Source organism: Stenotrophomonas sp. ISL-67 (assembly GCF_018612915.1).
Classification (GTDB): Bacteria; Pseudomonadota; Gammaproteobacteria; order Xanthomonadales; family Xanthomonadaceae; genus Stenotrophomonas.
Genome location: NZ_JAGGRL010000006.1, coordinates 114,902 through 134,604, shown reverse-complemented (window position 1 = coordinate 134,604; position 19,703 = coordinate 114,902). Strand labels below are relative to the sequence as shown.

General features: G+C 62.0%; 26 protein-coding genes and 1 pseudogene. 6 read left to right on the top strand and 21 right to left on the bottom strand.

Annotated elements, in window-relative coordinates; genetic code table 11:
• Positions 1–84: 84 nt before the first annotated feature.
• Both J7J08_RS08330 and J7J08_RS08325 read right to left on the bottom strand, forming a co-directional pair.
• Positions 85–528, bottom strand: a complete 444-nt coding sequence (locus J7J08_RS08330; protein ID WP_214903848.1) for a heme-binding protein — start codon at positions 526–528, stop codon at positions 85–87.
• Positions 529–594: 66 nt separating this feature from the next.
• Positions 595–1,606 (bottom strand): annotated as a pseudogene (locus J7J08_RS08325) (zinc-binding alcohol dehydrogenase family protein).
• Positions 1,607–1,704: 98 nt separating this feature from the next.
• On the opposite strand from J7J08_RS08325, the gene J7J08_RS08320 reads away from it, so the two are divergent.
• Positions 1,705–2,604, top strand: coding sequence for a LysR family transcriptional regulator (locus J7J08_RS08320; RefSeq protein WP_251006512.1), 900 nt, complete (start codon positions 1,705–1,707; stop codon positions 2,602–2,604).
• A gap of 68 nt (positions 2,605–2,672) precedes the next feature.
• On the opposite strand, the gene J7J08_RS08315 is transcribed toward J7J08_RS08320, so the two are convergent.
• Positions 2,673–3,614, bottom strand: a complete 942-nt coding sequence (locus J7J08_RS08315; protein WP_214903845.1) for an AraC family transcriptional regulator — start codon at positions 3,612–3,614, stop codon at positions 2,673–2,675.
• Between the two features lie 139 nt (positions 3,615–3,753).
• Here J7J08_RS08315 and J7J08_RS08310 point away from each other — a divergent pair, with 139 nt between their 5' ends.
• Positions 3,754–4,512 (top strand): SDR family oxidoreductase, encoded by a 759-nt coding sequence (locus J7J08_RS08310; RefSeq protein WP_214903842.1) that lies wholly within the window; start codon positions 3,754–3,756, stop codon positions 4,510–4,512.
• A gap of 7 nt (positions 4,513–4,519) precedes the next feature.
• Here J7J08_RS08310 and J7J08_RS08305 read toward each other — a convergent pair whose 3' ends face one another.
• The gene (locus J7J08_RS08305; protein WP_214903839.1) at positions 4,520–5,107 is read right to left on the bottom strand and encodes a TetR/AcrR family transcriptional regulator; all 588 of its coding nucleotides are present in this window, start codon (positions 5,105–5,107) and stop codon (positions 4,520–4,522) included.
• Between the two features lie 100 nt (positions 5,108–5,207).
• Between J7J08_RS08305 and J7J08_RS08300 the strand changes: the two genes are divergently transcribed.
• Positions 5,208–6,263 carry an aldo/keto reductase gene (locus J7J08_RS08300; RefSeq protein WP_214903836.1) on the top strand — a complete coding sequence of 352 codons (1,056 nt, stop codon included), beginning with the start codon at positions 5,208–5,210 and terminating at the stop codon, positions 6,261–6,263.
• A 51-nt stretch (positions 6,264–6,314) separates the two neighbouring features.
• On the opposite strand, the gene J7J08_RS08295 is transcribed toward J7J08_RS08300, so the two are convergent.
• From J7J08_RS08295 to J7J08_RS08285, 3 genes are all read right to left on the bottom strand, one after another.
• Entirely contained in the window at positions 6,315–7,085 is a 771-nt protein-coding gene (locus J7J08_RS08295; protein WP_214903833.1) for an alpha/beta hydrolase, read from the bottom strand.
• A 116-nt stretch (positions 7,086–7,201) separates the two neighbouring features.
• On the bottom strand, positions 7,202–7,495 hold the full coding sequence (locus tag J7J08_RS08290; protein ID WP_214903830.1) for a DUF1330 domain-containing protein: 294 nt from the start codon (positions 7,493–7,495) through the stop codon (positions 7,202–7,204).
• Between the two features lie 178 nt (positions 7,496–7,673).
• Positions 7,674–8,630 carry a cation transporter gene (locus J7J08_RS08285; RefSeq protein WP_214903828.1) on the bottom strand — a complete coding sequence of 319 codons (957 nt, stop codon included), beginning with the start codon at positions 8,628–8,630 and terminating at the stop codon, positions 7,674–7,676.
• 108 nt (positions 8,631–8,738) lie between these two features.
• Here J7J08_RS08285 and J7J08_RS08280 point away from each other — a divergent pair, with 108 nt between their 5' ends.
• Positions 8,739–9,215, top strand: a complete 477-nt coding sequence (locus J7J08_RS08280) for a hypothetical protein (RefSeq protein ID WP_214903825.1) — start codon at positions 8,739–8,741, stop codon at positions 9,213–9,215.
• A 559-nt stretch (positions 9,216–9,774) separates the two neighbouring features.
• Complete coding sequence (locus J7J08_RS08275; protein WP_214903822.1) at positions 9,775–10,638, top strand: hypothetical protein; 864 nt, start codon at positions 9,775–9,777, stop codon at positions 10,636–10,638.
• 98 nt (positions 10,639–10,736) lie between these two features.
• Here the strand turns inward: J7J08_RS08275 and J7J08_RS08270 are convergent, their stop codons facing one another.
• The 12 genes from J7J08_RS08270 to J7J08_RS08215 all read right to left on the bottom strand — a co-directional run bounded on the left by J7J08_RS08270 (position 10,737) and on the right by J7J08_RS08215 (position 17,386).
• Positions 10,737–10,955 (bottom strand): hypothetical protein, encoded by a 219-nt coding sequence (locus J7J08_RS08270; protein WP_214903819.1) that lies wholly within the window; start codon positions 10,953–10,955, stop codon positions 10,737–10,739.
• A 440-nt stretch (positions 10,956–11,395) separates the two neighbouring features.
• A complete protein-coding gene (locus J7J08_RS08265) occupies positions 11,396–11,623 on the bottom strand; it encodes a hypothetical protein (protein WP_214903816.1) in 228 nt (75 codons plus the stop codon).
• Positions 11,620–11,796, bottom strand: coding sequence for a hypothetical protein (locus J7J08_RS08260; protein ID WP_214903813.1), 177 nt, complete (start codon positions 11,794–11,796; stop codon positions 11,620–11,622). The genes J7J08_RS08265 and J7J08_RS08260 overlap by 4 nt, the downstream gene beginning before the upstream one ends.
• Complete coding sequence (locus J7J08_RS08255) at positions 11,789–12,061, bottom strand: AAA family ATPase (RefSeq protein WP_214903810.1); 273 nt, start codon at positions 12,059–12,061, stop codon at positions 11,789–11,791. Before J7J08_RS08255 ends, J7J08_RS08260 begins: the two co-directional genes overlap by 8 nt.
• Positions 12,054–12,365, bottom strand: a complete 312-nt coding sequence (locus J7J08_RS08250) for a hypothetical protein (RefSeq protein ID WP_343237718.1) — start codon at positions 12,363–12,365, stop codon at positions 12,054–12,056. Before J7J08_RS08250 ends, J7J08_RS08255 begins: the two co-directional genes overlap by 8 nt.
• A 198-nt stretch (positions 12,366–12,563) precedes the next feature.
• Positions 12,564–15,266: a toprim domain-containing protein gene (locus tag J7J08_RS08245; RefSeq protein WP_214903804.1), complete on the bottom strand. Its 2,703-nt coding sequence runs from the start codon at positions 15,264–15,266 to the stop codon at positions 12,564–12,566.
• 122 nt (positions 15,267–15,388) lie between these two features.
• Positions 15,389–15,652: a hypothetical protein gene (locus tag J7J08_RS08240; RefSeq protein ID WP_068848540.1), complete on the bottom strand. Its 264-nt coding sequence runs from the start codon at positions 15,650–15,652 to the stop codon at positions 15,389–15,391.
• Positions 15,652–15,942 (bottom strand): hypothetical protein, encoded by a 291-nt coding sequence (locus J7J08_RS08235; RefSeq protein WP_214903801.1) that lies wholly within the window; start codon positions 15,940–15,942, stop codon positions 15,652–15,654. The genes J7J08_RS08240 and J7J08_RS08235 overlap by 1 nt, the downstream gene beginning before the upstream one ends.
• Positions 15,942–16,172: a hypothetical protein gene (locus tag J7J08_RS08230; protein WP_214903798.1), complete on the bottom strand. Its 231-nt coding sequence runs from the start codon at positions 16,170–16,172 to the stop codon at positions 15,942–15,944. Before J7J08_RS08230 ends, J7J08_RS08235 begins: the two co-directional genes overlap by 1 nt.
• A gap of 344 nt (positions 16,173–16,516) precedes the next feature.
• Entirely contained in the window at positions 16,517–16,723 is a 207-nt protein-coding gene (locus J7J08_RS08225; protein ID WP_214903795.1) for a hypothetical protein, read from the bottom strand.
• A 67-nt stretch (positions 16,724–16,790) separates the two neighbouring features.
• A complete protein-coding gene (locus tag J7J08_RS08220; RefSeq protein WP_214903792.1) occupies positions 16,791–17,132 on the bottom strand; it encodes an ogr/Delta-like zinc finger family protein in 342 nt (113 codons plus the stop codon).
• Positions 17,129–17,386: a DNA-binding protein gene (locus tag J7J08_RS08215; protein ID WP_214903789.1), complete on the bottom strand. Its 258-nt coding sequence runs from the start codon at positions 17,384–17,386 to the stop codon at positions 17,129–17,131. The genes J7J08_RS08220 and J7J08_RS08215 overlap by 4 nt, the downstream gene beginning before the upstream one ends.
• A 25-nt stretch (positions 17,387–17,411) precedes the next feature.
• Here J7J08_RS08215 and J7J08_RS08210 point away from each other — a divergent pair, with 25 nt between their 5' ends.
• Complete coding sequence (locus J7J08_RS08210) at positions 17,412–17,885, top strand: helix-turn-helix domain-containing protein (protein ID WP_343237717.1); 474 nt, start codon at positions 17,412–17,414, stop codon at positions 17,883–17,885.
• Between the two features lie 382 nt (positions 17,886–18,267).
• On the opposite strand, the gene J7J08_RS08205 is transcribed toward J7J08_RS08210, so the two are convergent.
• Entirely contained in the window at positions 18,268–19,299 is a 1,032-nt protein-coding gene (locus J7J08_RS08205; RefSeq protein ID WP_214903786.1) for a phage late control D family protein, read from the bottom strand.
• Positions 19,296–19,694 (bottom strand): phage tail protein, encoded by a 399-nt coding sequence (locus J7J08_RS08200; RefSeq protein ID WP_214903783.1) that lies wholly within the window; start codon positions 19,692–19,694, stop codon positions 19,296–19,298. The genes J7J08_RS08205 and J7J08_RS08200 overlap by 4 nt, the downstream gene beginning before the upstream one ends.
• Positions 19,695–19,703 lie beyond the last annotated feature (9 nt).

Sequence of the window (19,703 nt, the reverse complement as noted above, 5' to 3'; positions counted from 1 at the left end):
CCTCTACGATTTTTGTGAATTGCGGGTTGCACGACGGTTGGTTTCACCTTGAGGCCGGCCCCGCAGACAAGGGAGCTGAACGGCTCAGGCCGCCAGCTCGAATCCCAGCGCCTTGAGTGCGATTTCGGCAACTTGCTGGTCCTGCAACGCATTGCCACCAGAGACGCCAATGCCGCCGACGACCTGGCCGCCATCGGTGACCGGGCAACCGCCACCCACCGCGACCACGCGCGGGTGGTGCGCCAGTGGCGCCACTTGGCTGTCCTGCATAAGGGCATTCCACACATGGGTGGCAAGACCGAAGGATGCAGCTGTCCAGGCCTTGTTGATGGCTACATCCACGGACAGGAACGGCGCCTTGTCGGATCGATCGAATGCTTTCAGATGCCCCGCGGCATCGGTCACCGCGATCGTGACTTCAATACCGGCGTCTCTGGCGGCTTCGCGTGCGGCGGCTATCAGGGCGTGCGCTGCCGTTTGTGTGATGGAGGCCGTTGCCACGGTTCTGGTGCTGGTGCTGGAGGTCATCACGATATCCTTTGGAAGTGGTTCAAGAAATGAGCGGAAGCGGTTTGATCTGACGAGATTGGGTGCTCAGAAGCCGGAGAGCACCACTTTTCCTTGCGCCTTGCCGCTTTCAATCAGCGCATGGGCTTTCCGAAGATTGGCCGCGTTGATGACACCCAAGTGGGTGTGCGCCGTGGTGCGGATGCGACCTGCATCGACCAGCGCGGCCACCTCGGCCAGCAACTTTCCCTGTTCGCCCATGTCTTCGGTCTGGAACAGAGAGCGGGTGAACATCAGCTCCCAGTGCAGGGAGATGGATTTGGCTTTGAGCAGCATCGGGTCCAGCCCGGTCATGTCGTCAATGGCAGCCAGCGCGCCCTGGGGCTTGAGTGCCTCCACCATCTGCGGGTAGTGCTGCGCCATCTGCGTGAGGCTGGCCACATAGTCCACCTGGCCAAAGCCAGCAGCGGCCAGTTCCGCGGCGAGCGGTCGACTGTGGTCGATGACCGCATGGGCACCCAGGTCAAGGCACCACTGTCGGGTTTCGGGGCGGGATGCGGTGGCGATCACCTGCAACTGCGTCAGTTGGCGCGCCAGCTGGATAAGGATGGACCCCACACCGCCCGCCCCCCCCCACGACCAGCAGGCTTTGTCCCTTGCCGCCACCTTTGGCCACGCGCAGGCGGTCAAAGAGCAGTTCGTAGGCGGTGATCGCGGTCAGCGGCAGTGCCGCGGCCTTCGCGTCGTCTATCGACGTGGGGGCCAACGCCACAATGCGCTCATCCACCGCATGCAGTTCGCTGTTCGCACCTGGGCGGTCGACGGCTCCTGCGTAGTAAACGCGATCACCTGGTTGGAACAGCGTTACGCCCGTGCCAATGGCCTCAATGATGCCCACGGCATCCCAACCCACCACCTTGGCCTGACCTTCTGGCGGGGCTGAGCTGCGTCGAACTTTGGTGTCCACTGGATTCACGGAGGTGGCCGACACGCGCACCAGCAGATCGCGTGGCTCCAAGGTTGGAGTGGGCAACGTCAGGTCCTCGAGTGCTGCGGGGTTCTCGATGGGAAGGTTGTGGTGGAAGCCAACAGCTTTCATGGGTTGCTCTCTGATCGAATGGATTGCGTGGATGGGAGGTGAACTGTAGAGTCACAATCGCTGATTGATAAGCGCCTATAGAAGAGAATGACTTTCAAATGAAAATTGAAAACATAGGTGATCTGCAGGTGCTGATGCACACCGCGCGGAGCGGCTCGCTCACGGCCGCCGCTCGCGCTCTGGGCATAACCCCGGCGGCTGCCAGCGCCACACTCAAACGGCTGGAGACTCAGCTGGGGACGCGCTTGTTCGAGCGTTCCACGCGGGCCATGCGCATTACCCCGTCGGGGCAAATCCTGCTGGACTACGCACACCGCGCATTCGAGCTATTGGCTGAGGGCGAATCCCAGGCCGCAGCCGACCGTGGCCAGTTGCTGGGCACGGTACGCGTGGCGGCGCCGTCAGATCTGGCTCGCAACACCTTGCTGCCGTGGTTCAGCGAATTTCTGGCGCTGCACCCCGGTGCGGAACTGGCGTTGACCGTGGGTGATCGGCTTCTGGACGTGGTGCGCGACGAGGTGGACGTGGCGATCCGCTACGGGGCATTGGCCGATTCACGCCTGGTGGCCCGCCCGTTGGCAATGGGACATCCTGTGTTGTGCGCATCGCCCGAGTATCTACGCCGTCACCCGGCTCCTGCCGTGCCGCAGGACCTGTTGCAGCACAACTGCTTGACGTTTGCCCGCGGTGGACGCCGGCACCAGTTGTGGCGCTTTGCCCTGAACGGTCAGTGGACGGAGGTGCGGGTTCGTGGCGATCGCACGGTGGACGATGCATCGCTGGTCCGCGAGTGGGCACTGGCGGGCGCAGGCATTGTGCTCAAGTCGAACATCGACGTACGCCAGGATCTGGCCAGCGGCGCATTGCAGCCCCTGCTGACAGCATGGGACACCGAGCCCTATCCGTTGCACGCGATGCTGCCCAGTGGCCGCTTTGTCCCGACGCGGGTGCGGGCATTGGTCGATTTTCTGGCGCTTAAATTCGAATCGATGGCGTGAGCTCCGGCACGCGCGCCGGCTGGGTACCCCTCGCGTTCAAGGCATCTTGAAACGTGCTGACAGTCAACCTAGGAATTCTCGCGATACTCGCGCGGTGTCACGCCAACGTGGCGTTTGAATACGTGCGTGAAATGACTTGGGTTGTTGTACCCGACATCGAGAGCAATGCTGAGGATGCTTGAATCGGATCCGAGAAGTAGCTGGCGTGCCGTTTCCATCCGAAGATGAATGAAGTACTGCGACGGAGCGACCCCGGTCGCTTTCCGGAACGTACGGCTGAAATGGGACAGGCTCATGCCTGCGTCTGTCGCAAGGCGGGTCAGGTTGAACTCGCGGTCGAGGTTGTTGCGCATGGCCTCGATGGCCTGATGCAGCTTGTAAACGGGTAGCGCGTGCGGCTGCCGGGGAAATCCCGTTTCCTCCCTGTACCTGCGCACCAGATGTACTGCCAGCGCCTGGCCGATGCCCTGTAGATACATGGCGCTGGCGCTGGCGCTGGCGCGCCGGTCCGGGGTCATCTCACCGAACAGGAGTCTCATCAATCCTGCAATCTCCGGGTCGCGCCCGCCCGAGACCTCCTTCAGCCGGAATGCCCGTTCACCGACAGCGGCATCGCGAGCGGCAAGATCAAGCAGGCGCTGACTGAGATAAACGTGCATGACCTGGAAGTCGTCCCCACTGTCGCTATGCCAGCGCATTTCATACGGAACCTGCGATGTGGTAAGGAAAAAATCGTCGGCAGCCACGGCATATGCCATCCACTCCTGGTCATCCACGCGCTCTTCGACGAGCGCTGCGCCGGATACCACCAGTACCAGCAGCGGCTCCGCCACGGCGGGAATGGTCAGGCTCCGGGTCGTGTTGCGGTGCCTGAATATCTGCACCTGCACGTCGGAATCCAGGTGATGGCCGGTCAAAAGACGCGCCTCCGCCGGGAAGTAGTCAGGCATCCTGTGTGCCGGAATCAGATGTCGACGGTCGCGGCGATGTATCGGATCATGAATTTTCAACGGAGTCGGATCCTGGAGAAGTAAAAGCAGAACCGCGATGGTTTGGCAAAAGCACGTCAGAAGATCGTGTGCGGAAAGAGGAAGGTACCCACTCCGGGGCGGCAACCGCTGCTGCCCGACACACGATCCTGGAGTTCACATGTCATCTGATATTCATACGGAGTTCGAAGGCCGCGTCGTTCTGGTAACCGGTGCGGCCAGCGGGATTGGCCGGGCGATTGCGCTGATGTTTCACGAGCGAGGGGCCAACGTCATCGCTGAAGACATGAATCCGGCCGTTGAAGCGCTTGCAAGGCCTGGCCTGGTTCCGCTGGTTGCCGACATCACCAGCGATGGTGCCGCCGAGAAGGCCGTGTCCACTGCGATCGAACACTTTGGCCGCCTCGATGTCCTGGTCAACAACGCCGGCATCATCATCAACAAACCCGTCGTGGACATGACGCGCGAGGATTGGGAACGCATCCAGGCAGTGAATGTGACCGCTGCATTCCTGCACTCGCGGGAAGCCATGAAGGCGATGATCCCAAACAGGAGCGGGGCCATTGTCAACATTGCGTCTTATGCCTCCTACCAGGCATTTCCCACGATTGCCGCCTATGCCAGCTCCAAGGGAGCACTCGCGCAGCTGACGCGGGTACTCGCATTGGAGGCGATTGACGACGGGATTCGTGTCAATGCCGTCGGCTCCGGCGACGTCGTTACCAACATACTGAATGACGTCGTTGACGATGGACCTGCCTTCCTGGCACAGCACGGTGAGAGAACGCCCATCGGTCGTGCTGCTCAACCCGAGGAGATTGCTGAAGTCGTATCGTTCCTGGCGTCCGACCGTGCCTCTTACATCGTCGGCTCCGTTGTCATGGTCGATGGCGGCATGAGCGTACCCGTTGCATCCTGACGGCTGATCACCTCCCCGCCCGCTCATTGACCTGCGCGTCGCGGCTTGGCCGATGCGTAAGAATAGCGCTTGCGATCACATCGAACAGATACTCGCTGCGCTCGGAGTACGAGGCCTGATCGCCAATCCAGCCAAGCGCCCCGATCAGCGCGAACATGTCGCTGCCTGTCATGTTCCTGTCTGCCATCCCCTCAACCTGCGCGCGCGTCAACAGGCGCGTACCCGCGTTGCGCAGGTTTTCACACGACGTGTGCAGTGCTGAGCCGGGATCTGACAGTGCATTGGCCATCAAGGTAACGACGCCGCTGTAGATCCGGACAAACCCCACCGCCTCGCGCAGCCAGGCAACCAGCGCTTCATCAGCGGACGAAGCGGATTCGAATGCGTCCGCCTTCTGCGTCAATGCTTCGAGGGAACTCCTCAACAGCGTGTCGAGAAGCGCATCCCGGGTGGGGAAGTGCCGGAAGAGGGTGGCCGGCCCCATCCCGGCCTTGCGGGCAATATCGCGCATCGATGCGTTAGCACCTTCCTCGGAGACGACCGCGCGCGCGGTCGCAAGCAGGTGGAGATAGTTTTCTTTTGCATCGGATCGCATGACCCCTCCTTGACAAGTGGAACACTGACCCACATGGTATCGGATCACTGATCCACTTGTTGTAGCATCGCTGCAGCAAGAATGACAACCGGAGCGATAGATGCGTTACAGAATTTTTGGGAAGCATACTGGCCTGCGGGTTTCAGAACTGGTGCTTGGAACGGCGAATTTCGGTATGGCGTGGGGCGGTCACGGGGCCACCCCGGAAGAAGCACGCCACATTTTCGACACATATGCCGGGGCCGGCGGCAACTTCATTGATACGGCCAACGGTTACCAGGACGGCCAGTCGGAGCAGTTTGTTGGCGACTTGCTGACGGGGCGACGGGATGACTTTGTCCTGTCGACCAAATTTGCGGTCAAGACGAACGCAAACTCAGGCATCCTCGTTACTGGCAACAGCCGCCAAGCAATGGTGGCGTCCGTTGAGGCCAGCCTGAAGCGGCTCAAGACCGACCGTATCGATCTGTACTGGGCGCATGTGGATGATGGCGTCACGCCGATGGAAGAGATCATGCGCGGCTTCGATGACCTCGTACGAGCCGGTAAAATTCTGTATGCCGGTCTTTCCAACTTTCCTGCATGGCGCGTAGCACGCGCCGCGACCATCGCCGAAATGCGCGGCACCCTGCCGATCGCAGGCATACAGGTCGAGCACAGCCTGGTCCAGCGTGCGACGGAGCAGGACCTGATCTCCGCCGCGCAGGCGTTTGGGCTTGGCGTAGTGGCCTACTCGCCACTGGGTGGCGGCGTGCTTACAGGGAAGTACCGCACCAAAGATACTGAGAACCGACGTGACCAAGCGTGGGGAGGTGCTGGATTCCAGCCGGAGAACACACCGCAGCGCAGCGCGATCATCGACACCTTGATTGCGATTGCCACCGAAGTGCGCGTGACTCCCGGCGAAATTGCCATCGCGTGGGTTGCCGCCAAAGGGTCGCTGCCGATCATTGGGCCGCGCACGCTGGCCCAGCTTGAGAGCAATCTTGCCGCGGCAAACGTCGTCCTGTCGCCCGGGCAGGTCGCGCGTCTCGACCAGGTCAGCGTGGTCCCGCGCAGCTATCCCTATACGGTACTTGACGATCCGCGCATCAACGATCTGATCACCGGCGGCAAGTTCGATGACATCGATGCGCCGTTGCATGCCATGGCTTGATCACCGTGCCAAGCGCCTGAATCCCGTAAGGGTCAGGCGCCGCATCGGCCGCTACTTTGCCAGCGCGGCCTGCTCGATAAGCGCGGCCACTTCGGCAGGGTGGGACACCATCACGACATGCGAAGCACCATTGATCACGACGGTCTTGCGGGAGTGGGCACGCTCGGCCATGAAGGCCAGTGCCGCAGGCGGAATGTTGAGGTCCGCGCTGCCGTAGACGAACCATGACGGAATGGTATTCCACGCTGCCGATGTGCTCGCCTCATGCAGTGCGGCATCGGTTACAGGGCGCTGCCCGGCGGCCATCAGCGCCGCCTGTGCAGCGGGGACATCCGCGGCAAACTGGGCGTGGAACTTCTCCTGGTCGATGTACAGATCCTTGCCACCATCGGAGAGCTCCACCGGCGGCGCCAGCGCCGGACCCAGCGAACTGCCGGGGAAACGACCAGACAGCTCAGCAGCGTTTTCGCCTACGTCAGGTGTAAACGCCGCCACATAGACCAACGCTTTGACGTTGTGCTGCCCCATGGCGGCCTGGCTGATCACCGATCCACCATAGGAATGGCCGACCAGCACGACCGGCCCACGGACGGTCTTGAGCACGCTGCTGACGAAGGAGGCGTCATTGTTGACGCCGCGCAGTTCATTGGCTGCCGCGATCACGGTGTAGCCCTTGTCATGCAGCTGCTGGATCACGCCGTTCCAGCTGGACGAATCGGCGAAGGCACCATGCACGAGTACCACCGTGGGCTTGGGTTCTGGCGACTTCTTTGCCAATGCCACCAGCGGCGTGGCCAGCGCAAGGCGCCCACCGTCAGCCATGCGGCAAGCAAGGTGGCAAAGGGTTTGTTTGAGGTTTTCATGATCTTCCTTTTGATAGGGACTGGATGCGCACCAGGCAAGCCTGGCGCGGGAGGCACGGACCGCGTCAGAGCCTGTTACGCCTTGCCTTCTACAAGGATGGCCCGAAACGAGGCGCCAGCTTGGCGGATGGGTATTGCTGCCTGGTACTCCGGGCTGCCGTACCAGCGTTTTGCTTCGTCCCAGCTTTCGAACTCCAGCACAACCACGCCGTCTGCGTCCGGGCCCTCCAGGACTTCCTGCCGTCCGTAGGCGGCGTGGAACTTGACGCTTCGTCCAGCGAGGGTCGGTGGCACCAAAGACGAATAGCGGGCAAGAGCATCTCCGTCGATGCTGGACTCGCGGATAAACACTATGTAGGCAGAAGGCATGATGAGTTCCTTTGGGGAGTGCGTGACCTGTGCTCGGTATGCGGTCCGAGGCGCGCATTGTGCTGATCCTCGTTCTCTTGAAACATCCCCAGATGCCATAAACACTTGTCGGTTCTTTTTGAAAATGATCCCGTCGGCAGCCCCGCCGAACGGTGCACCTTGTTCAGGACGCTCCCGACTAGATCGTCCACTCTCGATCTGTAGTAAACATGATCGTCAGCCAGCGGTCTGTAGATTCCTCGCCCAACGCCTCACCAATCTCATCGCGCAGCTGGTCCCATTCGACCAGTCGTCGCGGCGGGTCGTTCGCCGGCACCACGAAGAACAGTTCGATCTGATCGCCGCGCCCGACCTTGGCCACGTAGCTGCGATGCTCGATGAAGCCGTACTTGGCCACGATGCCGCGTGCGACGTCATCCACATGCGCCTGCAGCTCGACCGGCGTGATCAACAGGATGTCCGACAGCGCCTGCCGAACCGTACCCAGCGGCGCGACCACCACGAACAGGCACACCACCAGCAGGATAGCCGGGTCGATATACGGCACCAGCCACGCCCATTCGGTGCCGCGCAGCAGCCAGCCGCCACCGAAGGCGACCAGGTAGGCCGCTGACATGCTTGCCGCCACCATCCAGTTCTTCGCGTCCAGCGCAATGAATTCCGAGCCGATTGTGCGGTTGGCGCGACGCACGAACAGCGCCAGGCCGCTCTCGACAATGATGGAAATCACCGCGAACACGATCGCCGGCCCCAGCGCGATCTCGCGACCACCCGACATCAATGCATCCACCGCATTGACTGCCGCATACAGCGCCGCACCAATCATCAGTGTGCCGCTTACGCCCAGTACGATGGGTTCCAGATGCCAGAAGCCCATGGTGAAGCGCTGATTCAACCGGGACTGCAGTGCATCCACATTGGTGGACAGGCTGATCAGCCGCACGACCAACAGCGACAGCCAGGTCATCACCACATCGATCAGGCCATAGATGCCGTCGAAGATGATCAGGGAGGAGTTGGCGAAGAGCCCGAATGCGACAGCTATCGCGGCAACGCCGAACGAGGCCGCGATGGAAAGACGCAGCACCCCCTGTTCGGTGGTGCTGTCGAAGGTGGAGGTGGGCGGGGCGCTCATGGCAATTCGGGGAATTCCTAATTCGATCCGTGACGGCCATCGGAGAGGCGGAACAGGTTAGGGCAGTAGATTGCCCTTCTTTGGCTGCGCAATCCAAGGAGAACGTCCATGTGTCTACGTCCCCCTGTCGTGTTCCTGTGTGCATTGCTGATGGCTACGTTCGGCATTCCCGCTTCGGCTGGACCGGAACCGGAGGTGCCGGCGGAATTCCATGCCTTGGCGTTCAAAGTGTGGATCGACGGCAAGCAGGTCATGGATCCTTCCCTGGGCATGCCATTGGCAGGCCGGGCGGAAGTATCGGTGGGCGCCAGTGAAAACAGCGGATACACGCTTGGGGTGAACGTCATGAAGGCCGCCCAGTCGGACCTGCAGATGCCGGTCATACTGCACCTGGAGCTTTGGCGGGGTTCATCGCACAGCGGCATCCAGCTGCTCGACGAGGTCATGGAGGTTGGAGCGAACGATCCGATCGACACGCCGCGCAGCGTGGAAGCGATCAGTACCGGGCGGGGTCCGAGTGAGCACGTACGGGTTGAGCTGGTTTCATTCGACATCCCTCGCGCTCAAGACGGGAAAAGTCTCTGACACAAGACCAGCGGGCATCTGGACGGGGCTCACAATCAGCTCGCGCGGGGGTGAGCGGGCACCCTTCAGGATTTCGTCGGCCTCGGCCACGCTTGCCATCAGTTCGGCGAAAAGGGCGTCAATCATTGAGAGACTTCCTGGGCAGCGTGATGACGGAACTCTATGCCCATTGGCGCACTTGTGTCAGTGACGCAATTACGAAAGTGGATTCCCAGCTCCGTTCAGGGCGCCGGTGTAAACTATTGATCGCGCTGGCAAACCCAGCACTTCCCTGCCTGATCCCGACCCCCATGACCCAGCCTGCCGCCCCCGCAGATCGCTACGCCGCTTCCCTGCGCCTGTCCGTCGCCCCGATGATGGACTGGACGGACGGCTAGGCGCAGTAAGGCTTTTCGGATGACTGGTACGCTATTGGTACACGGTTCCCGGTTAGACAACTTTGCCAGGTACGGTTTTTGCATCTCCCCCAGCACAGGCGCGACGGCCGAAGGCCTGATAGCATCGCGCCGCAGAGCGAGCGCAGTCTCTTGCGTGAGTGAGATTCAGGACAGGGGGAACCATGGAAGAGTTGTCCAGCTACATCGGTCACGCGCTGAATTTTCAGTGCGGCGAGGTTGAGAAATTTTTTGGTAGTCCGGTGATGTCGTATGTGGGTCAGATTCACCCATCTGTATTGCAGACCTACATCAATGCTGTGGAAAGGTTGGCAGCTGTGAAGCATGAGTATTCTGACAAAGACAGAATAGTCATCGCCCTGACAACGCCTGGTGGAGTGGTAGAAACCGTTGAGAAGATGGTCGAGGTGACTAGGCATCACTTCTCGGAGGTCTATTTCCTCATACCTATGTCGGCGATGTCGGCGGGTACGATTTTTTCCATGTCCGGCGACAAGATTTATATGGACTATACGTCTTCGTTAGGTCCGATCGATCCTCAGGTGCAGAACCCCGATGGGCATTTCGTTCCGGCATTGGGGTACATAGATAAGGTTGACGAGTTGATCGAGTTGTCGCGGAACGGAACCATCACGGACGCCGAGCTGATGATGCTCCAACGCCTGGACCTCGCAACCCTTAAGCGATATGAACAGGCCAAAGAGCTTTCGATCAGCTTGCTGAAGAATTGGCTTGTTAAATATAAGTTCAAGGACTGGGTGCTGCACAGCTCGACCGGCGAAGTTGTGACAGAAGAAGAGAAGCAAGCGAGGGCCGAGGAGATCGCGAGGCAGTTAAGCGACAACAAGCGTTGGCATTCACATGGTCGTATGATTAGCGCGGATACGCTAACCACGTCCCTCAAACTGAGGATTGAGGACTACAGCGCAAATGACGCAATTCTCGGGCCGCTCCGCAGCTACACTCGCCTGCTGCTAGACTATTTGGATCAGCAACGGGCTTCGTTCAGAATTCACCACAGGCATTGAGATCTGCTATGGACATTGCAAACCGCACTCAAGAAGCAATCGCTGAGGCGATGCGAAGGCTTGAGCCCGCATCTGCAGCACGTGTCAATGAACTGAATTCAAAGTTTGACCGGCTCGTAAAGCAGGGCCTGGTGAAGGAAGATGAATATGGAATCGCTGTTGGATGGGTTGGCGTCGCGCAGTCTCAGCCATTTCAACGATAAGGCTCCAGTGATAGTAAGAAGGCCGCCTGCAAGGCGGCCTTCTTCTTTTTCGGTGACCCTAATGCCCGCGTTGTGCGTCCCACCATGCAGCAACGTCCCGAGTATCGTATACATCCCCCGTTCGAGGTGGCAGCAACCCAGCACTGTGCTTGTTGGCCATTGTCTTGATCTTGTTCCTGGGAAAGTACGCATCACGCAATTGCTCGATGGTCATGGTCGCACCGAATTGGCCGAACAGCAGCCAGAACGTGCGGAGACCTCCATCACGAATTGTGTCTTGAGCTCTCATCGACCCGTACCTCTCACTAGCCGCAATTGAAGCTGCGGTATCACGGCGGCATCAGCCCGTCGCGTAGCCATTGGCTGGATGCCGTGCATTTTGTGCCAGTGTGCCCATGCTAGGTCGAACGAGGGACATTTCGGAGTAACACTGCAGCGGCACTCAACGAAGAAGCCACCCTTCGACTCAAGCCGCCTCGCATCCAACATGCAGCGTGGCCTGTGTCCACTAGGGCAAAGTGGCAGGGGGCGGGAGGGAGTAACTTCGCGCTGGGTCATTCGTCTAGTCCCTCCGCGACGCTGCGTGCTGCATCGGCCAGGTGCGGGATGGTGTCCTCATCGATGCGGTCGAGGGCCTGGGCGATGGTGTAGTCCATCTCCTTCAACCAGTCGTGCCGATTCAGGACCAAAGCGGCGGTCAGGGCTTCGCCTGTCGAAAGCGGCCCGGTGTTGCCCCGGCGCTTCGCGAACAAGGCAACGTTGATCACGCGCGTAAGGTTCATGCGGCACCTCCTACGCGGCGCACTGCCATCTGCGGGCGGCGGCGCAGCCGCTGCGGGATCTGCCCGACCGCCAAGCCACTGTGACGCCGAGGCGCGGGACGGCTGATCCAGAGGTAGTGCAGCAAGGCACCGCCAGCGGTCGGGGCCAGCAGAATCAGGAGTAGCTCAGCCATGGGACACCCCCGCCTGGCTGCTGCCAATGCTTGCCAGCGCCTGGTCAACGTGAATGACCTCGGTGCCGAGCAGCCCGGCGGCGCGCTCCGCGTAGCTCTCGCTGCAGGACAGGTAGAGGAACCCCCGCCGCTGCAGGCGTTCCCCCATGAGCTGCACGTCCTCCAGATCGATCACCCGGCTCAGGCCGTGCTTCTCGGCGATGGCACGGCCATGAAGGGTCTTCCCGCTGCCCTGGGGTCCGTAGACGACGACCGACTTAGCCATTGGCCACCTCCTGCGCAGCCTGGGCTACCGAGGCCGTGGAGGCCCTGCGGCCGGGCAGCATGTTGGCCAGCTCGAACGGGAAAGGCAGGCGGTCAGCCAGCTCGGCCAACTCGGCCGAGATCCAGTCGCGGTCCTGGTCAAATTCTTCGCTGCCCTTGGTCAGCACCCAACCGCTCCTGTTGCCCTTGCGGCGCTCCAGCACGCGCTGGGCGATCTTGGTGCCCCCCATGTTCAGGGTAGCGGTCGCGATCACCCGGTTGTGGGTGACGTGCAGCACCAGCGTGGCGCTGCACTCTTCGGGCATCCCCCCTTCAAACCCCACATTCCCCGCACCCGTGGTAGCCTCCGCCCCGTGTCCGGTGCTGGAATCCAGCGGAGATGTGGGGGTGGTTGCGGCTTCGCCGTTCATCTTTTGCATTGCTCTCTCCTGAGCTTCTGTTGGTAGATGGCCTTGGGGTGGTGTTGGCGCACCGCCCGCCGGACCGCTTTGTTACACGTCGCCTTACTTCGTTTTGAATACCCAGCACTTCACCGTGAAGCTGCTGCCGAGCATGGTGTTGCGGATGTTGCTGTTCACAGCGGTATTGGCGCTGATGAGCTTGTGACGCCGTGAATCGGGAAGGTGCTTTCGCAGGTCGACCAGGTCGGGAACCGCCTGACCGTGCTGACCGGCTTTGGCCACGAACTCGTTGAGATTGATCGCGATCTTGTTGGGGTCGCGCGAGTGGTTGAGCATCGGCCGCTCCCCGTTGGCCAGCCCTTCGAGGTACTCGTAGGTTTCCCAGAACTCGTTGACGATCTTGTGGTCAGCGCTGATGGCCATCTGCCGTTCCATAGCCGCTGCTACGAGGGCATCACGGGTGGCTACCACCATATGTTCGGGCACGTCGATCACTAGGCGTAGGCAGTCGAGCAGCGACAGCATCTGCGCATGGTTCTTGATGACACGCTCCAGCCGCAGGTCCGTCTTTTCGCGCAGCCGGGCCTCGAAGTAGCTCACGCGCTCTTTGAACTTGGCCAGCACCTGGCCTTCCGAGCGCACTGCTTTGATCAGGAAGTGGCTGAGGTCTTCCACCTGCAGCGCGTTGAGGTTGTCGGCCGCAATTCGGCTCTCCGGCGTCACGACAGGCTTGCGGAAGTGCAGCTTGACGATACGGGTCAGGATTGCTTCGCTGGCGTCCACCGCCGCGTTCTGGCTGATCACGATGGTGCCCCGAAAGGGTGGCTCGTAGGTATCGTTGCCACCATTGCGAACGCCACGGGTCGCCAGCGTGCCGCCGCCGAAATAGTCCTTCAGCTCGTCCCACTCAAACGACCTGGAATGTGCCTTGTCCGGCGTGTCGCGGTCGGCTTCCAGCAGCACCACCGGCATGCCGGAAATCTGACCCATCGCACGGGCGCGGCCGGCCTTGGACGACTTGGCAGGGTCAAAGCCTTCGTAGTCGCTACGGGCCAGCAGCTTCCATAGGAAGGTCAACAGCGTGGTCTTGCCCGCACCGGCCTCGCCGGTGGCTTCGAGGAAGGGGAAGGATTTATGGGCGCTGCGGATCTGGTTGGCGAACAGCGAACCGAACCAGAAGATCAGCGCGACCATGCCGTGCGTGCCAAAGCACAGCCACAGCCATTCCATCCATTCTGTGCGGAAGGCCTCGGGGTCGCGCTGAATATCCATGCGGATCGACTTCTGCGTGGTCTTGAGCCGCAGCTTGTTGAACTCGAAATAATCTTCGGCGTTGGCCAGGCTGATTTCGCCGTTGCGCACTGCGATGTCGCCAAAAATGTAGGCGCCGTGGTCAGGGCTATAGCCCACGAAATCGACGGTATCGACGGTTTTGATGTTGAACAGCTGGTCCTCCATCATGCGGTCCAGCTGGTGCCCTGAGCCGCTGAACACCGCGCCTTGGGCCAAGCTGATGATGCGCTTCTTGAACTCGGTCGAGCTGGCCACCTGTGGGCCGGTAAAGGTGCCCTTGACCGAGGGCGCATCGTGAGGGAAATCCACCCGGAAGAAGTACCAGCTTTCGTCGGTCGCTTCGTGGCGCTGGAAGTACAGGGCTTCCGGGTAGCAGTTGGCGATCTGGCGTACGGAGGCAGAAGCGCGCTGGATCTTGGCGATTTCCTCGTCCTCCAGTGCTTCGTCCTCGGCCAGGTCACGGTCGCTGGACCGCTCGCGGCACAGCTTCTCGAAACGCAGTGCGTCAAATTCGAACCAGTACAGCCGCGAGTGATGTTCCAGATGGAACTCCGACTGCTTGTCGTGGCCGTAGACGATCAGACCCTTGTCCATGGCCGTGCGTGCCATGAGGAGGTCGCCCTGGTAGCGCGCTTCGGCCAGGTCAGCGTCCCACTGGGCCTGCTGGTCGTCCGCCGCCAGAGCGCGCAGGTGGAGGTCGTTCCAGTCGGTTTTCTTCCCGTCACGCTGAACGATCTGCGCCGCTTTGCATTTAAAGCCGAGTTTTTCGGCACGTTTGGCGTGCCGTTGGATGTAGGCGCGTGCGCCGGGCTCATTGTCCAGTGCCCAGATCAGGGTGGGGAGATTGCCAGGGCGTGACGCCGCCAGCTCGCGCAACGAGGCTTCCGGATAGGCGTTGCTCGACATGGCCGACACCGCGCAGCTGCCGCGCTGGAGGTGGGCAATGGCGTCGAAGATGCCCTCCACGATCCATACCTCGCGGGCGTCGCGCATGGCCGACAGCGCCGTCGGGGCCGCCCACCACACGCCGGCGTAGCTCTGGCCGGGTGCAAAGCGGGCCTTCTGCTTGCCGAACCGGTGCGGGCGGTCGATCAGGCGTTCCCACCAGCCCCCCTTGGCCAGCGGGAAGCGCACGGTGGCGGTACCGGCAGAAATCCGGCGGTCGTAGTAGTTGTCCTGGGTATACAGGCCCTGCAGGGGACGCAGATCGAACCCACGGGCCGTCTGCAGATAGGCGTCAGCCGCAGCGTTGGGCTTGGCCTCGGTCTGCACATGGCGCTTGGAGTAGTCATCAAACAGGTCGTCGTAGAGGTCTTTGACGAACACTTCCTGCCCGCACTTGGCCTGCCGCCCGCAGCGCAGCACCCACGGCTTGGAATAGCTGGTGTACAGCTCCTTCTTGCCGCAGTGAGGGCACTTGCCCCCGCGCATGTAGTCAGTGCCGCTGCGGTGCTTGAGGCCGTAGTCCCGCTCCACGCGCTGCAGGACTTGCTGGCGGATTTCTTCTTGCATGGCCAAGTCAGCCTTTAGCCGCGGATGAGGCGGTGGTGTTGGGGTAATACATAGCTCTCTCCTGAGCGGGGTGTTCCGGGTCCAGCGGCGTTGGCGCGCCGCTGGGTCGGAGCGGTACTGAGTTATTCGTCGGCGGGCTTGGAGCGGCTGAGAATCAGATACATGTCGTCGCGGATGTACTCGGCGACGGCGGCGGTATCGTTGGGGTCGATGCCGTGTTCCTTGGCCACCTCTTCGGTGATCGTTGCAAGCAGCCGGCATGCGAACGCGGCGCGCCAGAGGCGCTGATAGTCGGCACCGGCGATCAGTTGGGCGCCCCTGTCATCGGCGGCCGTTGGAGGCCCCGGATTGCGCTCGGGTGGCAGGTGGCTGTTTCGGTTCGGCATCAGTGAACTCCCGGTGCGCTGTCGCTGTAGCCGTGCAGCCATGCGAAGAAGCGCTGGGCTTCGCCGTGGGCGAGCAGGAAGATCGATTGGCCAACCTGCAGGGCGTGTTCGGCTGCAGGTCGGATCACATGGGAGTACGCCGCGACCATGGAAACGCACACATCGGACTCGGCATGTACGCAGGACACGTACACGCAATGCTTGTCAGTGGAGGCGCGGACGACGATGCCGGGGCTGGCCGAGGCCAGGTCGATCACTGGTCGCAGATTCGGATGCTTGGGCGTAGGCATCAGTGGCCACCCCGCAGCGCGGCTGCGCGGTCGTGGCCGGCGGTGGTAGCCGTGGCGGTGTAGGCGTCCAGTACGTCGCCCAGCGTGAGCGAAAGCGCGGACTTGCCGGTGCTGACGAGCCGGGCGATCAGCGCCTGGTAGTCGTCGTGGGACCATTCGAGGGTGTCGGCGATAAAGCCGAAGACGGTGGCGATCTGCCGACCGGGCGTGGCTTGGGGGGCATTACTCATGGTGCGCATACTCCATCCTGTCGAGGAGTCCGCCACCGCCGAGACCAATCGGGGGTGGTGGACGACGCGGAGTTGGTCTACCGGGGATATGCGCAACCCGGCGGAGCCGAGGCTCCCACCGCGCCGCCCACCGTAAGAAGGCTGGGGGCACACGCGCCCGGCATGCAGCTCGGGCACAAAAAAAGCGCCGGCTGATGACTTTGGCGCTTTCGCGCGCATTTCGTTCAGGAGACCAATCCCGGTCGCCGAATTGGCGGCGACGTGTGAATAGTTGCTCCGTCCGTGGGCAGGTGTCAAGGGGATTTGATGGGATTTGATGGATTGAACCGAATCAAGCTGAACGTTCATGCGGCCACCACAGGAGCGCCGTAGCCGTCCAGGACTTCGAAGGCGCCGCCGGCTGCGATATGTGCCTCCACGCTCGCGTGCAGTTTCTGGGCTTCGCGCAGCTTTTCAGCGAAAGACACGTGCTTCTCGCGCGCAGACGTTGCGACCAGTACCGGCGCCATTGCCGTGGCCCAACCGTCGCGGTGTGTTTTCTGATTGGTCACACGCAGCGCTCCTGCGCCGGCAGCGGAGCTGCCGGAGTGGTGGTGTAGAACATCGAGTCGCCCTCCCTTAGGCGTGGTGTTGCGCGCCGTGTTCAGTGGCGGCTTCGACGGCGTCCAGCAGATCAAGCTGATTGCAGCCCCGGTCTTGCTTCCACGCCTGGTGGAGCTGCGCACGCAAAAAGCCGGGCGTGGGCGGCAGCTCGCTCGGAAGCGCCTTCGGAACGCCGCTGGGACTGGCGATCCCGGTCAGCTCGGAGTGACCGCTGTAGCTGGCCGCACAGAGCGGGTTCTCACAGACGTAGGCGTCGTTGCGCAGGAACTTGTGCGCCAGCGAGCTGGTGCGCTTGATGAGACGGCTCCCGCAGGCCTCGCAGGAGAAAACGGCACGGCCCCCCAACGGCGAACTCACGGGGTTTTCCTACGCGTGGGTTTGCTGGGATTTGTGCAAGAATTGGGGTCGGGCTTGATGCCAAGCGCAACGGCAGCAGCGTGGGACTTCCCGTAGTTCCCTTTGCCAATGCCGCGCAGGGCGTCATTTACCGCATGCCGGCAGAGCTTGTTCTGCTCGGCAAAGGCGATGACCGTGATGCCGTTATCGCGCAGCCACTGCCGGGCTTGTTCCGGTGTACGCAGCTTCGGTTTGGCGGTCCGTTTGGCCTTCATTCCGTTTCCCCTGTGTAAAAGCTGCGTGAATCTTGGTGAAGTTAACTGCACCTGTCAAGGGGGTTTTCAAGTGTCTTTGGGTACAAGGCTGAAGGAAGAAAGGAAGCGACTGGGTCTGACCCAAGAAGCCATGGCGGTGGCCTGCGGTTTGTCCAAGCGGTCACAGATCCACTTTGAGCAGGATGAGCACCTGCCCGGCGGCGCCTACCTGGTGGAAGCCGAGAAGCTCGGCGTTGACATGGGTTACCTCATCGGCGGTCGCCGCGAGCGCGTCAGCGAAGCCGACGCAGAGCTACTGGAAATGTGGCGAGATGCGACACCGCACGCGCGGATTGCAGCCATGAATGCACTGATCGGCAATGCCCAGGACGCCGGCGGTGCATCGCGCACCAGCTTCTCCAATGCCACGATAGGCCAGCAGCTCAGCGGCGATGTCGACCTGCGCGCCCAGAAGATCGTCGTCAAGCCCCCGAAGGCAACCAAGAAGCCCGCGCTGTAGCCTCATCCCACCTCTATTCAGGCCGCTATCACGCACGCATGTGGCGTCGCTGTGGCGCGCGATAGAGGGTGAAGGACTATGGGTTGCAGCGGTGGTGTGGAGCGTGGTGCGGTGACTTGCGGTTGCAATGGTCAAACCGTGTTCGAAGGGGCCGTGATTGGCCAGGTGTTTACGGGTGACGTGCAGATGCAGTGCCCCCTCGCCGAGCGGCATCGCTTGGCATGCCATGAACAACAAAGGGCGCCCACGGAGACGGGGCGCCCTTTGTCTTCTGCGCTGATCGCGCTGGCCATCTGGCAGGTGACTTACCCGGCACCTGCAGTGGAGGACGTGTACGGCAGCACGCTGTCACACGCCGGCATGTTCCTGGTCGCGGGAATCCTCACTCGGTATCTGAAGCCGTGGGTGCTGTGGTGGATCCGCCGCCGCGTTCAAGCTCCAACGCGGTAACGAAACCGCTGCCGCCGTCGATGGTGTGCGTCGCCTTTACCACCAGCCAGTCGGTGCCGTCGATCTCCGGCTTGAATCCGCTGACGTTGACGGTCTGTTCCGGGTAGACGTCTGCACGTCCCAGCGCCAGTCGGTAGCTCAGCTGCGCGGTGCCCCGGCCGAGCCGCTTGAACTCGGCCTGTGCCTGCTGGCGGGCCTCTGCCTCGGTGGCATAGGTCGCCTGCAGCTTCTTTTCGTTGCTGTCGGTACCGACCAGCACCGCTTTGCGCCGCGCCGCATTGCGGTCGCCCCAGTACGCGCGCACACCGGTGTAGGTATCGCGGTCGGATACCGAGAATCGGTGTTGGTCGCCGGAGGCGCGGTTGATGGTGACGCCAGGCAGCGGCTGGCCACTGGCCGTGGTGCCGTTGCCGATCGGGGCGAATACGAGCGTGCCCGCCTTCACTGTAGCTACCGCATCGAAGCGCTTTCCAAGGCGGGTGAGCAGGTTGATGTCGCTCTCGTTGGCTTGATCGAGGTGTGGCACAGCCACCTTGGCCAGATCTGCGGCGATGGATGCGCGTAGCGAGTGCTCGCCGGCAATCGTGCCCAGGATCGCCCCCAGGGTTGTGTCATGCCAACTGCGTTCGCGGCGGCTGCGGACGGCGCCAGTAAGGTCGGCCGAGCGAGCGCGAATGGTCAGAATGTCGGGGGCACCACTGTGCTCCACGTCGTCAACCACAAACGTGCCCTTGTCGAACAGCCCGCTGTCGCGCCAACCGATGGCCACCTCCAACGTGACGCCGCGACGGGGCAAGGCAACGCGACCATCATGGTCGTGCACGCGCAGATCCACCTGGTCAGCCTCATCGCCCCGGCTTTCGGTCAGGGTGAGGTCCAGCAGCCGAGGCGCAATTCGGTCGGTGAGGTCCTGGCCATCGAGCACCACGCGCCAGGCAACCTGCGGGTAGGGCGCGCCGCTCACGCGCTGGCCTCGGCCGCGCTGTCGTCCACGCGCTCCAACTGCAGCTGGAACTCGATCAGGCGGGGCACGCCATCGCCGAACAATTCCTTTCGGGTTTCGCTGAGGCTGACCAGCAGGTAGGCGCCGTACACACGGCCGGTGCCCTCCACCAGCGCGTGCGGACGCCCTTCGTCACCCAGCTCGCGCAGTTCGTCCAGCACCAGCAGGTTGTCGGTCAGCTCGGCGCTGATGGTGCCCTGCAGGGTGATGGTGTCATCGCCCGGACCGACGTACTGCCGGGCAGGACGCGCGCCCACGCGCTCGCTGGAGGCGTGCTTCCACGTCATCTGCCGCTGCAGCTGCTCGTACGCAGCCGTGGACAGGGAGAAAACGAAGGTGCCGTAGGTCATCATCATGGGTGGGGT